Source organism: Alishewanella longhuensis (assembly GCF_014653435.1).
In the GTDB taxonomy this organism is placed as follows: Bacteria; Pseudomonadota; Gammaproteobacteria; order Enterobacterales; family Alteromonadaceae; genus Alishewanella; species Alishewanella longhuensis.
The window spans coordinates 102,634-117,174 of the sequence record NZ_BNAO01000009.1 but is presented as its reverse complement, the minus strand read 5'-3'; the positions used below and the strand labels follow the sequence as shown (position 1 = coordinate 117,174).

Sequence of the window (14,541 nt, the reverse complement as noted above, 5' to 3'; positions counted from 1 at the left end):
TAGCCCAACTCAACGATTAGTAGAAACTAATCTTAAAATCGACACCAATAACTCTTGGCTCGTTTACAAAACCGGTCAGGTTGCTAAAGTCGATAGCACCTTTTAAGTTGTCCTGATCAGTGATATTGCGGCCAAACACACCTACTTCGTAGTTATGTTGATAGTTGATATAAGCTACCCGTAAACCCGCTTCATAGTTGTTATTGGTATGAAACTCGGCAGACTCATACAAAAACAGGTTGGTTTTGCCCTGGCGCTGATAATCGGCAAATACATAGAGCTCACCACCTGGCAATGGATAATCATAACGGGCGTTTAACGTTAGAATTGTTTCCGGTGCTTGTGGAAATGGATTGCCATTAATCAACGCCAAGCCATCGGTTGTGGTTGGATTTAACACGGTACACAGTCCTGAGCCGCACGGCGCCACCGTTAAGGTGTCATCTTTTAGCTCGGTTTTGTTATAGCTAAAACCACCGCCTAAACTCAGGTTCTGCAGGACGCGATAATCAAAATCGACTTCAAAACCATAACCGGTGCCTTTATCGGCATTAATTAACTGGTTGCCCTGCGTTTGCCCACCAATAGCTGATAATTGAATGTCATCGATAATGTAGTAAAACAAGGCGGCATTTAAGCGCAGCGTATTGTTTAATAAATCAGACTTAGTACCTACTTCGAAGGAGGTGATGGTTTCCGCATCTGCTACTGAAGGCGGTGCTTCAAAAGCGACATCACGGCCCTGAATAGTTTGTGCCCGGAAGCCCTCTGCTACCCGGCCAAACAGGCTGGTAGTGTTGGTTAAGCGGTAGTTAGCGCTTAGCTCCCAGCTGATCTGATCGTCTTTAACCTTGATCGGCGCATAATCTTGTATCTCTGCAAAGCCTATGACCAATGCAAAGCCATCCACGTTTTGCTGACCGACAGAGAAGGTTTTCTCATCTTCGGTATAACGTAAACCACCGGTCAGGGTTAGCTTATCGTTAACCTTGTACGAGGTTTGACCAAACAGTGCCCAACTGGTATTGCCATGAAAGACTTCAGTTGCGCCAAAAAAACCATCGATGGTGTTTACACCAAATGATGAGTCAAAATAGAAAGCACCGGTTTGCCAGCTCAGTGCGCTACTAGTATCACTGGCAAGCCGAATTTCCTGAGTCACTTGTTTTAAATCTTTTAACTGATCTTCAGTGACTGCTGAGTCTGGGTTTGCTGGACCGGCTTGGTTCGGATTTCCGCCGTCAATATCACCAATACCGCCGCCTTTTGCTTTCTCTAAGGCAGAAATAGAGGTCAGCGTCATACCATCAAATTTAATGTCTAACTTTAATGACGTACCCCAGGCATCGTAGCTTTGTACGTTATTACCCGATGCATCATAGGCAACCACATCGCGATCATAATTTTCGTTCAGCTTATTGCTGCCCGGTGTCAGGATATTTTTGCGAAAGATGGTAGAGGTACCATCATAGCTACGGCTATGCACGTTTAATAAGGCATCAACCTGGTCGGACTCATATAAAAACTGCACACGACCGGCACGCTCATCATAGCCACCCATTACATCTTTCTGGCCGGTAAAGCTGTTGTCTATCCAGTTGCTACGATGTTGTGATAAGAAAGAGGCCCGGGCAGACAGTGAGTCTGTTAAACCACCACCAACAGCACCTTCGAAGTGCGCTGTACCTAAGGTACCTGCGGTTGTTTTTAAATAAGCATCAAAATCTTGCCGTGGTTTTACTGTATCAAATTTAATAATGCCCGCAGTTGTGTTACGTCCAAATAAGGTACCTTGTGGCCCACGGATCACCTCAACCTGCTGCACATCAAATAGCGGAAAACTTTTCAGGATCACGTTTTCCATCACCACATCGTCCATCACGATGGATACCGGTTGTGACGCCGCTAAATCAAAATCGGTATTGCCCAAACCGCGGATATAAAAGCGCGGTGCCGCACGGCCGTTAGAGCTTTCTGCATATAAGCCTGGTACTTTAATGGCCAGCGCAGTAATGTCATCGCCTGAGGAGAAAATACTGTCAAACTTTTCGCCCGATAAGGTCGCTACCGAAATCGGCACTTCCTGAATGCTCTGGCTGCGCCGTTGCGCGGTAATGGTAATGGTTTCCAGTTTTTTCTCTTCAGTCTCCAGGTTTTTGTCACTATCCTGCGCCAGTAAGGCAGGAGAAAAACCGAGTGTTGTCCCAAAGAGCGCAGCCTGAACTGCTGCCACTAAGGCCGATTTGCCGAATAGGGTCATTAACGTGATACCTTCATTTAAATTATGGGCGTTGTGTTTGAGTAAACTCTCTTGTTTACTGCCAGGTTTGCCACACTGGAGTGACCACAGCAACTTGCCCGGCAGGCTTGGTAATATAGCAGTTTATCGCGTTTTTTGCTGCAATTAGCTGAATTTTCGTTCGTCTTACCTGACAAAGTGATCGCTTGTGTTGTAATAACGTAACGTGAGTAAATGACTTTGCTATCAAAATTCAGAGTTCTGTTGATAGAGTACTGAATAGCGTTATCAAAGCTTTAAAGGGCAACATTAATGCGACTACTCGTGACACTGTTATGCAGTATTTTATTGTGCTTTAGTGCAGCGGCCGCGGCGTCAAGCAGCGGTTGGCAGCAAGCTAAGCATTTACAGGCTGAGCTGGTCAGTGAATACCAGACGGTACAAGCTGGACAATCCGTCTTGCTGGCGCTGCATTTTATTCCCGATGAGCACTGGCATACTTACTGGATCAATCCAGGCGATTCTGGCTTGCCAACCAGTATTGACTGGCACTTACCGCAGGGCGTGACTGCCGGGTCAATACAATGGCCAACGCCGCAGTTTTTTTCCATTCCCCCTATGATGAATTACGGCTTTGCCGGCCCGACGGTGTTATTAACCGAGCTTAAGATCCCGACAGACTTTGCTCAGAAAGAACTGGAAATCGCTGCCAAAGTAGATTGGTTGGTCTGTGAGGAAATTTGTATTCCGGCTGAGGCGAGTTTTCAATTTAGTATCCCGGTATCCGAAAACGCCGAGCGTTCTGCTTACGCGGCTGAGCTGATTAGCAAAGCACAGGCGAGTCAGCCGCAGCCTTTAGCGTTAAGTGGTTACTATGATATTGCTGGTGACAGTTTTTCTGCCGCTATCGCCGGTTTGCCGGATGAAGATTTTCAAGGCTTTTTTGTCGCAGCGACTGAGCTGGTCGATCATGCCGCCCCACAACAGCTGTTATTTAGCGAGGGCGAATGGTTACTGCGGCAAAAGCTCAATACCTATTTTACTCAGGCGCCTGAACAATTCGAGTTGGTGCTGGTAAGCGCTAATGGTCAGGGTTATAGCCTGAGCTTAAAAGCAGCAGAACATCTGGCCGTGGCAGGGCAGCTAGAGACAAGCAACAGCGGGCAGGCGTTGTGGTTAGTGTTGCTGATGGCTGCCGCCGGTGGTTTTATTCTTAATTTAATGCCCTGTGTGTTTCCGGTGTTATCGTTAAAGGCGCTAAGTATTGCTGGCAATAGCGGGCAGCGCAAACAGCAACAAAGCGATGCTTTGTGGTATAGCCTGGGGGTAGTGCTAAGTTTTGTGGCGCTTGCTGGCGTGCTACTTGCCCTGCGCGCTGCCGGGGCGGCAGTGGGCTGGGGATTCCAGTTACAAAGCCCGCTGTTAGTTGCCGCTTTAGCCTATTTATTGTTTGCGTTGGGCTTAAGCTTATCGGGCCTGGTGCAATTTGGCTTAGGGTTAATGAACGCCGGTGGTGGCTTAACGCAGCAAAAAGGCGCTAAAGGCTCGTTTTTTACCGGTGTATTGGCAGTGGTCGTTGCCAGCCCTTGCACTGCGCCCTTTATGGGGGGCGCTCTGGGTTATGCGGTAACCCAGCCGCCAGCGCTGGCGCTGCTGGTGTTTGTTGCCTTGGGTTTAGGGATGGCGTTACCCTTTTTATTATTGGCCTACATTCCGGCGTTGGCGCGGCTACTACCCAAACCCGGTGCCTGGATGGATACGTTAAAACAGTTACTGGCTTATCCGTTGTATCTGAGCGCTATCTGGTTAGCCTGGGTATTTGGCCGGCAAACCGGTATTGATGCGCTGGCGTTATTGCTCTGTGGTGCCGTGGCGCTGGCAGCGGCTTGCTGGCTCTGGGGGCGTTGGCAGTTAAGCCAGCAAGGCAAGGCAGAGCCCGTATTTGCGGTAGGCTTTGTTGTGCTGGCGCTCTGGCTGGTATGGTTTGCTACACCAACAGGGCTGGTGGCAACTTCTGCTCAAGCCACGGCTGCACACTGGCAGAGCTGGAGTGCAGAGAAGCAGGCACAGCTGCAAGCCGCAGGTAAGCCGGTGTTAGTGAATATGACAGCAGACTGGTGCATTACCTGTTTGGTTAATGAGCGGGTAGCGCTTAATACGGATAGCAGCAAGGCCGCTTTGGCACTTTATGATGTGACCTATCTAAAAGGTGATTGGACACGCCGCGATGCGGCAATCACCGCCTATTTGCATCAGTATCAGCGCGATGGTGTGCCTTTATACGTGTTGTATTGGCCAGGCCAGCCAGCGGAAGTGTTACCACAGATTTTAACGCCGGATACCCTCCGGCAAACCTTAGAGCGGCTTAGTAAGCAATAAAGCCGCAGTGTAATTTTACTTTACTAATTTCAATGCAACAGGAGTGATTATATGAAAAAGATGAAACTGTTAGCCGTGGCCGCTGCAGCGCTGTTCGCCGGTAGTTTGGCTGCCGCGCCACAAGTTGGCCAACCAGCACCTGCTTTTACCGTAAAAGACTCAGCTGGGCAGGTACATAGCTTACAAGATTTTGCCGGCAAAAATGTGGTTCTGGAGTGGACTAACCACGATTGTCCTTTTGTCGTAAAACATTACCAGGGCAATATGCAGCAATTGCAACAAGAAATGACCTCAGCTGATGTGGTGTGGTTAAGTGTGATCTCGTCGGCGCCGGGGAAACAAGGCCATGTTGATCAGGCCAAATCAGATGAGCTAACCAGTAGCCGCAGTGCTGCACCAACCGCAGTGATTTTTGACGAAGATGGCGTAATGGGTAAGGCCTATGATGCCCGTACTACTCCACATATGTACGTGATTGATAAAAACGGCGTACTGCAATATATGGGCGGCATCGACAGTATCCCATCAGCAAAAGTAGAAGATATTGCCAAGGCAACCCCGTATTTTGCTAATGCGGGCAAAGCGGTGTTAGCAGGGCAAACGCCTGATCCTGCGGTAACCCGGCCTTATGGCTGCAGTATCAAATACTAAAAGCTGAACAGCTTTAGCCGCAAGCTGCTGCAATCAAATTGGTTGTCGCAGCTTTTTTATCGTTTTTCCTACGTCGCGTTTTATTGTAAATGCAGACACGTAATTTATAACTTAATATCGTTGTAACTGGTTGAGTAACCTGATTTTTACAACAATAATGTCGCCAGGTAAATACGGCTTTGTCCTTCATGTGACGAGTAGTAACTGATATAGAGCTGTTTGTCCTGCAACACCATGCCGGCGTAGCTGCAATCGCCACCAGAGGGCAAGGCCTGCCACTCGGTAAGCTGACCACTGTGCCGATCTACCCAGCAAAGGCTGGTCCTTATCCGCTCATCGTACAGCCGCACACAAGCCAGTAAGCGTCCATCCGCTAGTGCTAACCACTGCGGGCCGCCAATCCGGCAGCCAATATCCTGCCAGTGCCATTCGTTATAAGGTGGCTTGGCTTGGCCAAATAGCCCATGCTCTGGATCGCGACGCAGCAGGCACAGTGCGGTACCATCGGTCGCAAACACTAAACCGCTCTCATTAGCGTAACTGCTGCTGTAAATGTCTGGGGTAATAGGCTGAAAGTCTATACCGTTTTCAGTGGTATAGGCGCGCACAAAACGTGGCTCGCCGCCGCATTTGTAACCTAGCGCTAACCCCTGATGCTGCTGCCAGTTCAGGCGCCAGATCCAGATATTCGGCTCACCAATAGTCACAGCATCTGACCAGTACAAACCATCTACTGAAAACCAGGCAAAGCTTTGATGGCTCTGCTGGCTGTTGTCATGTAAGGCACCCGCACCATACAGCATCAGTCGACCATCGGTTAGAAGGCTAAATTTAGCATCACGCAAGTCAGCTGATGGATGGGTTATTAGGGCCACACTTTGCCAATGTTGTCCTTGATCGATGGAACGTAGTAAGCGAAAAGCGCCGTCTGCTGACACATGAGCACTGCCTTCGCGAAAGACACACCAAAGCGCATCCTGCCAAGCAATCAGATCGGTAAAGGCATTATGTGTCGCTGCTTGCCAGATACATTGAATATTCATTTACGAACCCTGTTAAGCGGTAATAGCAGACTGGATGATTGGTTGCTAAACATGATAGTGCTATTCCGCGGCAATAGGTGGCAGGAGTTGCAGTCCATACTGTGCTAGGGCATGTTGTAAAGCAGGCTGTTGCAACAGATGTTGCACCCACTGATACAAGGTGGCGATATCAAGTGGATGCTCCGCACGCAGCAGGAGCTGATGCTGATAACTTTGGTCAATGCGCTCTGAGATCAGCAAGGTCTCACGGTATTGCGGATGTAAATCCAGATATTGTGATAAGAAAGATCGGGTCACTATGGCGGTATCGGTACGTTGTTTGAAAACAAGCTCTATGCTGGCATGGTGATCAGTTACGGGAACAAGCAAATACTGGCTGCTCAATAACTCTGGAGCAGTTTGATAATCAGCAATGCGATAATGATAACCCAGAATGCCGGCCATACTTTTTCCGCTAAGATCATCAAACCATTGCTGCGATTCGGCCCTACTGCGTAGCGCAATAAAAACTTCATCATCTTTGGCAAAGGCTGGCGACTGTTGTAGTTCGATAGCGCGTTGTTGCCAGCCCCAATTTATATCTTCAAAGAAAATGGCGTCAAACAAACCCTGTTGAAAATCCTGATGACGACGAATAGCGGTGGTCATAACCAGTTCAAAGTGATACTCCTGCTGCAATTGATTTAGTTGTGCAATTAGCTCAACAAGTAAGCCTGTGGCCTGGTCTTGCTGAAATTGTACATAAGGTGGAAACTCGTAAGCGCCAACCCGCACCGGGACTTTGGCGAAAGCCATTGGTAACAGCAGCATTAACAAACATGACAGCGTACGTACTGTGTTCTTGTACACGGCTTTCATACCTTACCAATATCTTCAAACCACAATTCAGGTGCGGCGGCGATAAAGTCTTGCATCAGCTTTATACATTCCTCGTCCTGCACTATGCTAAGTTCCACGCCGCGGCTACGGACATAGGCTTCAGGCCCCTGAAAAGTTTGGTTTTCACCAACGACTATTTTCGGTATGCCATACAGTAAGGCGGTGCCACTACACATATCGCATGGCGATAAAGTAGAGTAGAGGGTGGCTTTTTTATAGTCAGCCGATGACAAACGACCCGCTTGCTCCAGGCAATGCATTTCGGCATGCAATATAGCACTGCCTTGCTGTACCCGCTGGTTATGGCCGCGGCCAACAATTTTGCCATCGATCACCAGGACAGAGCCAATAGGGATGCCACCTGCTGCTAAACCTTTTTTGGCTTCATCAATGGCCGCTTGTAAAAAGGGATCGCGCATTTTAATCTCCTTAACGTTTCTTACTCAGCCTAGCTGTTTTAAGGCATTTGAGCCATGTTTTTCGTAACGCCTCGCTCAGCCGTGGCTAAGTGTAAGTTTGGCGCCATATTAGCCAGCGTAATTCAGATTTTGCAGTGGTCTTGCTAAAAATGCCACTTGATTAACACATTTACATTTCTTTCATGGCTTCGCAGGTGTTCGCTATCAGCAACACCAAATTTGTTTTGCCACAGCACATACTCGATACCCAGCCAAAGCGGACTCTCGAGCCCCAAATGGGGGCTGATTAGCCATTTAAGTTGCGGTGTAAGATTTAGATTAGCACGTTGGTCAACACTGCCACTTGCCCAGTCTAGAAAACCATCCAGCAGAAATTGTTGTTCGCCAATCTGAAAAGGATAGGCCCAGACCAGGGTTAATTGCCAATTATCAGCGACTTTGTCGTTGTTGCGTCGATAAAGATTGGTTTGGAAAAAACGAAATCCCGGTATGGCTAAATCTAAACCGATACCATATAAAACATTGGTCGCGAAGCTGCTCATTTCTATATGTGCGGCAAGCAACACATCTTGCACCGGGCCAAATTGATAATTGAGATGGCTATTTTTCGCTAAACTAAAACGCGGCTGGATTTCGGCATAGTTGGTGCGATTACCATCTTGAAAACGCATATGATCAAGAAAAAAGAAATTATCACCCCAGCTGGTTTGAGCGGCGTGTTCAATGGTAAGTACCTGCCGGGTTGGTTCACCTAAACGGTAGTTTTCACCATAAAGGTAAGTTAACCGATAATCCTGCCACAGCACCTTGGAGTTGCTTTGCGAAGAGAATAATGCACAGAGTATTAAAAAAATGCGCATCGCGAACCCCTTTAAAACCTCAACACGCCCTAAGTTAAGCCTGCTTATTTAATTGTCGCAAGCTCGGTCGGGTGTAAAATCAACTACACTAAGTATAGGCTTTGCTAAGAGGAGCTGTGGATGCGAAGTTTATATTTTGGGTTATGTTTAGTCTTTGCTATATCTTATCCTGCACTGGCAGAGCCTCCTAGGGTGCAGGTGCTGGTTGGTTTACATAAGCCTCCTTATATTGATCTGACTTCTGGCTCTGGATATGAACTAGAGTTGTTAACTGCCTTGTTTGCAGCGGCAGGGATGCGTGCAGAATTTACTCATGTACCGAACGGTCGTTTGCTTCCTTTGTTTAAAAGCGGCGCATTTGATGCAGTGACATTGCAGCCGATGCATAGCACCTTGCCAGAATATTTCTACAGCTGCCCTTATATTCATTACCAAAACGTCGTGACGACGTTAGCTGACGGTAAACTGGATATTCAAAGCTTAGCCGATTTAGCTCGGCAGCGCGTTATTGCGTTTCAGACAGCTGAACAGGTGCTTGGTGAAGAATTCCGCTGGGCGGTTACGCAAATGATGGATTACAGTGAAACCGTCGATCAGCAAGCGCAAGTTGATATGCTGTTACGGGGCAGAGCGGACGCCATAATATTAGATCGTAATATCTTAGGTCACCATTTGGATGCATTAGCTGCAGAGCCTGCACTGAAGCTTTTTAACTTACCCGGCGGCTTTTATCGGCTGGCTTTTCATCGTCCAGAGCTTGCTGCTGCCTTTGGTGAGGCGCAGCAGCACTTGTGGCAACAACCCGCTTTTACCGAACTGCAGTTAAGGTATTTCCGGCAAGCCAACCAAAATCTGCAGCCGGCTTGCGATCAGCAACGTCGTTAATCCGTTTGTAAAGCGGTGATAGGATCTAACTCTGAGGCTTTAATGGCTGGATAGACGCCAAAAGCGATACCAATTAAAGCGCAGATGCTAAAGCTAAGCACTATCGCCGGCAACGACCAGGACACCGCCCAGCCCGAGTAAAATGCAATCAGCTCGGAGAGAATAATCCCAAACAGAATACCGGCGATGCCGCCAACAATAGCAATGGTAAAACTTTCGGCCACAAACTGCAGTTTAATATCGCGCTTAGTTGCGCCAATGGCACGTAGCAAACCAATTTCTTTGGTGCGCTCTAACACGGTGGCCAGCATAATGTTCATAATGCCAATACCCCCTACCAGCAGGGAAATACCGGCAACACAGGACATAACAATATTAAAAATTTTCTGAGTTTGCTCTTGTTGTGCCAGCAGTGCAGCCGGTACGATCAGGCGGAAATCATCAATATCATTGTGGCGTTGCTGTAACAAATGATTGAGCATGCGCGCAGCCACTGCGCTGTTTGCGCCTTCTGCCAGTTGCAGCCGAAAGGAGCTGAGTTCTGCTTCCAATGGTACGCTGCGAAAGCGGTTTTGCGCGGTTTGCAAAGGCATAAACAATTGGTTCTGCTCACCGCCCAGCTTGATGCCCTGAAATTCGTTTTGGCTGTTGTAGGGTTCAGCCAGCACACCAATAACTTGTAACCAGACATGGTTCGCTTTTACATACTGGCCTAAGGCATCACCTGCAGGAAATAAATTGGCGGCCATTTGCGAGCCGAGTACCGCGACCTGGGCCGCATAAAGATCCTCTTGCTCGGTAAAGTTTCGACCGCTGGCCAAAGGGAGGCTGCTGAGCTCCATATAGCTGGGCAGTACGCCTACCGCAACGCCTTCACTTTTGCCGCTATGGCTGATAATGGCGTAAGTTTCCAGTTGGCGCTCCGCACTAAAACCCGTAATGCCCGGTAAAGTGCTTACCGCCGCCTGCAAATCACTTTGGCTAACCCCCAGAGAATGTTTACGGTGCTCTAATAGAGTTTTTTCGTCAAAACTTTTACTTTCAACAATAATATTACGCAGCCCCATGGTTTCAATAGTTTTTAAGGCTTCGCGCTCCGCACCTTCACCGATGTTTAGCATGGCAATTACTGCACCTACCCCAAAAATCATCCCCAGCAAGGTTAAAAATGTCCGCAGTTTATGCTGTGCCAACTCGGCCAGCGTATCTTTTAGCATGGCGCTATGTTTCATTTTATTGCTCCGGTGGCAGTAAACTAATGCGATCGCCAGCACTAAGGCCAGCGGTAATTTCGGCGTGAGTGAGACTTTTGGCGCCCAAGGTCACCTGTTGCCGCTGCAAACTGCCGCCTTGTTGTTGCCAGACATATTGGCCTTGTTCATCATTAAAGATAGCTTGTAGTGGGATAGCCACGACCTCTGCTAGGGTATTGGCTTGGATCTCGGCGCGTATCTTAGCACCCGGTAAGAAAAAATCCTGTTGGGCACTTGGCTCTACAATCACTTCAATATAGCGCCGCGGATCCCGTCGCTCGCGTGATTGAGCAACCTGACCAACACTTTTTACCCGGCCTTCCAGTACTTGCTCTGGACGCGCTGTTAAGCGAAAAGACACTAACTGATCTACCGCCAAGCCAACCGCCTCTTGTTCAATAATTTGCAGTTTCAGATGTTGCAGGCTTAGATCCGGAATACTGCCAATTTTTTCTCCCGGAAATACCATACGGCCAACTTCAGGTTTTTCACCGCGCCAGTTGGTGTCGTAAAGCAAAATACCATGATGTGGCGCTCGTATTTCCAGTGCGGCTAAGCCAGTTTCTGCTTGCTCCAACAAACCCTGTTGCTGCCCTTTTTGCAGTTGCAATAAATCTAGCTCGCCTTGGGAGCGAGCCGCAAAGCTTTGTTGCTGCCAGTTTAAGTAAGACTGCTTTTCACCCAAAAATTCTTTATTTTGCATGGAGTCCAGAATTTCCAGCCGTGAGCGAATTTGTACATCGTCGATGCTAAAGCGATCGGCAAAGGCAAACTCTTGCTGCACTAAGCGCTGATCCAGCCCAATATTGGTCAGTTCAGCTTGTTGCTGTGAGCCTTTAAAATCCTGATCTGCCAGTACACCGGACAGTGCATTGGCGGCATCGCGGCGACTACGCTCTAGCTGGGTAGCGTCAAAACGGATCACTAAATCGCCCGGTGCGACGCTACTGTACTCAGCGGTTAGCTCAGCAATAAAACGCGGGCCGCGGGTACTTTGTGGCGCATTAATATTAATGGCATTAACGGCATAGAGTTCGCCTTCAGCCTGAATTCGATGTTCCAGCGCAGTAAGTTGTACCTGCAGTAAGGCGGTATTTTCTGGCGCCTTACCACAGGCGCTCAGGAAGCAAAGGGAACTGACGATAACGACTAGATGGCGCATTATTCGGCTCCCTGCGTTAAACGAATTTGTAAACGGGCGCTCATCCCGGGGCGCATAATGCTGACATCGGTTTCATCCAGCTTAATACGGGCATCCACTACACGGCTGAGGTTTTCCGCGGTTTTGTTGCGTACGGCAGTGCCTAAGTCGGTGAGAATGCCGCTAAAATTGCGCTCAGGATAGGCGTCCAAAGTGATCTGTACCGTCAAACCAGACCGCAAATATTTTAAATCGACCTCATCAATTTCGGTTTTGACATACAGGCTTTCTAACTGACTGACCTCGGCAATGGGCTGGCCAAATTGAACGGTGTCGCCTACGGAAGATTTTTCACCATTGTAGTCAGGCACATAGACCATAATTCCTGCAAGGGGCGCTGTGATTTGCAATGAGGCAACTTCACGTTGTAATTGCTGTACTTCGGCAGTCAAACGCGCAATCTTCGAAGAAATAATTTGCTCCTCGGCCGCGCGTTGTTGCTGATGAAAGTCTAAGCGGCTTTGTGCCAGCTGATACTGACTTTGGGCAATAGTATAATCAATCTGCGCTTTACGGCGGTCATTCTCTGAGCGTGAGTGATCCACAATTTCCGCTTTGCGTTGTTCACGATCATGATCATTCTTGCGTTCCGCCAGCTGCAGCTTTAGCTCTTCGTAGCGTTGCTCGTCGGTGGTTAAACGATTGGCTAGCTCTTGCTGGGCACTACGTAATTCAATATTTTTATTACGTAACTCGTCTTGTACCGTTTGGCTATCAAAAGCGATAACCGGCATGCCGGGCTCTAGCAGAGTGCCTTCGGCTGCCATTTCTCTAATATTGTACTGCCACATTCGGCCGACACTAGGGGGCGACACAGTATAAAAGCTGGCTGCCGCCAACTGGCCCGTAGCGCGAACGTGCTGGCGCTGCTGTGGGCTACTGCTGGTTTCCGGGGCGGGGGAGCAACTAGCCAGTAGCAGTAAACCTAAGCTTGCTGTAATAGCGATTAACCGTTTTTTACTCATCTTAGCGTACCTCCAGCAACAGGCCCATGCCTAATAAAGGCTGAGCTACCGGCAGGCTGTTGGCCGTAAATTTGGCTCTATAATACAAGGCATTACCCCAAGACTGCCGCTTTTCGCCTTGTCCTGCCAATAGTTGCAGGCTTACCGGAAATTGCTGCTCTGGGGCGATATCAAAGCGGGCACTGATGGCGGTGGCTTGCTGTAAGCGCGGCACGTCTACTTCGTGCACCCAGGCCTCGACATAAAGCCCCTCCAACTCAGTGACTTCAGCAATTAACCAACCAGGTTGGGCGGTAACACCGGCAAACAGCTTAGTGCGATACCAGGGATGCAAACTATAGCTAATAGCACCATCGCGCTCGGCGTAAACACTCATTTTGGTGAGGTTTTGCTCTGCTTCGGCCAGCTCTGCAGCGGTTTTTTCAATTTGTAATTGTTGTTTAAATAAGGCGGTTTGTTGTTCTTGCCTGGCAGTAGCCAGTGTTTCGCGGGCTTTTTTTAGTTCGGTAGTAGCGCGTTGTTGTAGTAGCTGGTTATTTTCATAGTCGTACAGGCTAAGATTATCTTTGGGTACTGCCGCATCAATGTCTGCTTTTTCTAACAATAATTGCCGTCGCGCTAGCTCAAATTCTGCTTCCATCACTTTTAACGCATGCTGACTTTCTAGCTGCTTTAATTGTTCCTGGGTGCTGATGAGCTGATTTTTTAACCGCTCTATATTGGCCTGAATAGTGCCAGCGTCGAACACCGCCACTAAATCACCGGCTTTTACCGCTTCAGCTTCCGGTTTTAACCATTGCACCTGAATGCGCCAGGTATCACTCATCGGCGCGACAATGTTTTGCCGGTACTCTGATACCAGACTGCCGGTAAGCAATAGCGGTAAGTCACTTTGTAATTGTTGACTCAAACTCGCGGCAAGTAACAAGCTTAAACCGAACATGCACTATCCTCCAAAATTTGCCCATCGCGCATCTTAATCACCCGTTGTGCATAGGCCGCGATATCATCCTCGTGGGTAACCATCACTACGGTATTACCATTGCGGTGTAGTTCGGTTAAGAGCTGCATAATTTCGACTGAGGTTTTGCTATCGAGGTTACCGGTTGGCTCATCGGCAAAAATCACTTTGGGATTGTTAATTAAAGCCCGTGCTATGGCGACGCGTTGCCGCTGTCCGCCTGACATCTCAGCAGGTTTATGATGCATACGATGGCCAAGCCCCACTTGCTGTAACAATCGTTCGGCGCGCTGCAATGCTTCATCAGTAGGCGTGTCGGTGTAGCGCAGTGGCAAGGCAACGTTTTCGGCAGCACTTAAGCGGGGTAATAAATGAAAAGACTGAAAGATAAAGCCAATATGCTGGTTGCGCATGGCAGAAAGCTGCTCGTCATCCAGCTCACTGACGCTGGCGCCCGCTAATTTGTAGTGGCCACTGCTTGGGGTATCCAAACAGCCCAGGATATTCATTAAGGTCGATTTACCTGACCCAGAGCTACCCATAATGGCGACAAATTCGTTTTCAGCAATCGTTAAGCTGACATCGCGTAGGGCTTTTACCTGAGTATCGCCACTACCAAAAAACTTACAAAGCGCGCTGGCTGCTATCATCGCGGTTCCCTGTTGTAATAGATTATTAACAACAGTGTGCCATGGCTGCCCAATTGCAGCCAGCGACCTGTATTCGCAAAAATGTAAGCAGTTATTGCAGCGTTGATAACGGGGCGATATTCCGGTATTTGAGCTTGTAAATCAGGGGTTTTAACC

At 48.5% G+C, this 14,541-nt stretch carries 13 protein-coding genes; 3 read left to right on the top strand and 10 right to left on the bottom strand.

Annotation, left to right across the window (positions count from 1 at the left end):
- Nucleotides 1-16 precede the first annotated feature (16 nt).
- Nucleotides 17-2,260: a TonB-dependent receptor gene (locus tag IE163_RS15395; protein WP_189433883.1), complete on the bottom strand. Its 2,244-nt coding sequence runs from the start codon at nucleotides 2,258-2,260 to the stop codon at nucleotides 17-19.
- A 291-nt stretch (nucleotides 2,261-2,551) separates the two neighbouring features.
- Here IE163_RS15395 and IE163_RS15390 point away from each other — a divergent pair, with 291 nt between their 5' ends.
- Both IE163_RS15390 and IE163_RS15385 read left to right on the top strand, forming a co-directional pair.
- Complete coding sequence (locus tag IE163_RS15390) at nucleotides 2,552-4,618, top strand: protein-disulfide reductase DsbD family protein (RefSeq protein ID WP_189433882.1); 2,067 nt, start codon at nucleotides 2,552-2,554, stop codon at nucleotides 4,616-4,618.
- A 51-nt stretch (nucleotides 4,619-4,669) separates the two neighbouring features.
- On the top strand, nucleotides 4,670-5,269 hold the full coding sequence (locus IE163_RS15385) for a redoxin domain-containing protein (RefSeq protein WP_189433881.1): 600 nt from the start codon (nucleotides 4,670-4,672) through the stop codon (nucleotides 5,267-5,269).
- Nucleotides 5,270-5,415: 146 nt separating this feature from the next.
- Here the strand turns inward: IE163_RS15385 and IE163_RS15380 are convergent, their stop codons facing one another.
- From IE163_RS15380 to IE163_RS15365, 4 genes are all read right to left on the bottom strand, one after another.
- Entirely contained in the window at nucleotides 5,416-6,312 is an 897-nt protein-coding gene (locus IE163_RS15380) for an exo-alpha-sialidase (RefSeq protein ID WP_189433880.1), read from the bottom strand.
- Nucleotides 6,313-6,372: 60 nt separating this feature from the next.
- Complete coding sequence (locus IE163_RS15375) at nucleotides 6,373-7,161, bottom strand: transporter substrate-binding domain-containing protein (protein ID WP_229833599.1); 789 nt, start codon at nucleotides 7,159-7,161, stop codon at nucleotides 6,373-6,375.
- A gap of 5 nt (nucleotides 7,162-7,166) precedes the next feature.
- Complete coding sequence (locus IE163_RS15370; protein WP_189433878.1) at nucleotides 7,167-7,610, bottom strand: nucleoside deaminase; 444 nt, start codon at nucleotides 7,608-7,610, stop codon at nucleotides 7,167-7,169.
- 143 nt (nucleotides 7,611-7,753) lie between these two features.
- Nucleotides 7,754-8,470, bottom strand: a complete 717-nt coding sequence (locus IE163_RS15365; RefSeq protein ID WP_189433877.1) for a DUF5020 family protein — start codon at nucleotides 8,468-8,470, stop codon at nucleotides 7,754-7,756.
- Nucleotides 8,471-8,590: 120 nt separating this feature from the next.
- On the opposite strand from IE163_RS15365, the gene IE163_RS15360 reads away from it, so the two are divergent.
- Nucleotides 8,591-9,355: a substrate-binding periplasmic protein gene (locus IE163_RS15360; protein ID WP_189433876.1), complete on the top strand. Its 765-nt coding sequence runs from the start codon at nucleotides 8,591-8,593 to the stop codon at nucleotides 9,353-9,355.
- Here IE163_RS15360 and IE163_RS15355 read toward each other — a convergent pair.
- The 5 genes from IE163_RS15355 to IE163_RS15335 are packed head-to-tail and all read right to left on the bottom strand — an operon-like array spanning nucleotide 9,352 to nucleotide 14,385.
- Complete coding sequence (locus IE163_RS15355) at nucleotides 9,352-10,587, bottom strand: ABC transporter permease (protein ID WP_189433875.1); 1,236 nt, start codon at nucleotides 10,585-10,587, stop codon at nucleotides 9,352-9,354. The two genes, IE163_RS15360 and IE163_RS15355, sit on opposite strands and share 4 nt — an antisense overlap.
- Before the next feature lies 1 nt (nucleotide 10,588).
- A complete protein-coding gene (locus tag IE163_RS15350; RefSeq protein ID WP_189433874.1) occupies nucleotides 10,589-11,770 on the bottom strand; it encodes an efflux RND transporter periplasmic adaptor subunit in 1,182 nt (393 codons plus the stop codon).
- Nucleotides 11,770-12,774 (bottom strand): HlyD family secretion protein, encoded by a 1,005-nt coding sequence (locus IE163_RS15345; protein ID WP_189433873.1) that lies wholly within the window; start codon nucleotides 12,772-12,774, stop codon nucleotides 11,770-11,772. The genes IE163_RS15350 and IE163_RS15345 overlap by 1 nt, the downstream gene beginning before the upstream one ends.
- 1 nt (nucleotide 12,775) lies before the next feature.
- Nucleotides 12,776-13,717 (bottom strand): HlyD family secretion protein, encoded by a 942-nt coding sequence (locus IE163_RS15340; RefSeq protein ID WP_189433872.1) that lies wholly within the window; start codon nucleotides 13,715-13,717, stop codon nucleotides 12,776-12,778.
- On the bottom strand, nucleotides 13,705-14,385 hold the full coding sequence (locus tag IE163_RS15335; RefSeq protein WP_189433871.1) for an ABC transporter ATP-binding protein: 681 nt from the start codon (nucleotides 14,383-14,385) through the stop codon (nucleotides 13,705-13,707). The genes IE163_RS15340 and IE163_RS15335 overlap by 13 nt, the downstream gene beginning before the upstream one ends.
- Between the last annotated feature and the right edge of the window lie 156 nt (nucleotides 14,386-14,541).

Bases quoted from the DNA above. Each gene is read 5' to 3' on its own strand.
- IE163_RS15360 (WP_189433876.1), top strand. From the start codon at position 8,591: ATGCGAAGTTTATATTTTGGGTTATGTTTAGTCTTTGCTATATCTTAT.
- IE163_RS15350 (WP_189433874.1), bottom strand. From the start codon at position 11,770: ATGCGCCATCTAGTCGTTATCGTCAGTTCCCTTTGCTTCCTGAGCGCC.
- IE163_RS15340 (WP_189433872.1), bottom strand. From the start codon at position 13,717: ATGTTCGGTTTAAGCTTGTTACTTGCCGCGAGTTTGAGTCAACAATTA.
- IE163_RS15395 (WP_189433883.1), bottom strand. From the start codon at position 2,260: ATGACCCTATTCGGCAAATCGGCCTTAGTGGCAGCAGTTCAGGCTGCG.
- IE163_RS15345 (WP_189433873.1), bottom strand. From the start codon at position 12,774: ATGAGTAAAAAACGGTTAATCGCTATTACAGCAAGCTTAGGTTTACTG.
- IE163_RS15385 (WP_189433881.1), top strand. From the start codon at position 4,670: ATGAAAAAGATGAAACTGTTAGCCGTGGCCGCTGCAGCGCTGTTCGCC.
- IE163_RS15370 (WP_189433878.1), bottom strand. From the start codon at position 7,610: ATGCGCGATCCCTTTTTACAAGCGGCCATTGATGAAGCCAAAAAAGGT.
- IE163_RS15355 (WP_189433875.1), bottom strand. From the start codon at position 10,587: ATGAAACATAGCGCCATGCTAAAAGATACGCTGGCCGAGTTGGCACAG.
- IE163_RS15390 (WP_189433882.1), top strand. From the start codon at position 2,552: ATGCGACTACTCGTGACACTGTTATGCAGTATTTTATTGTGCTTTAGT.
- IE163_RS15380 (WP_189433880.1), bottom strand. From the start codon at position 6,312: ATGAATATTCAATGTATCTGGCAAGCAGCGACACATAATGCCTTTACC.
- IE163_RS15335 (WP_189433871.1), bottom strand. From the start codon at position 14,385: ATGATAGCAGCCAGCGCGCTTTGTAAGTTTTTTGGTAGTGGCGATACT.
- IE163_RS15365 (WP_189433877.1), bottom strand. From the start codon at position 8,470: ATGCGCATTTTTTTAATACTCTGTGCATTATTCTCTTCGCAAAGCAAC.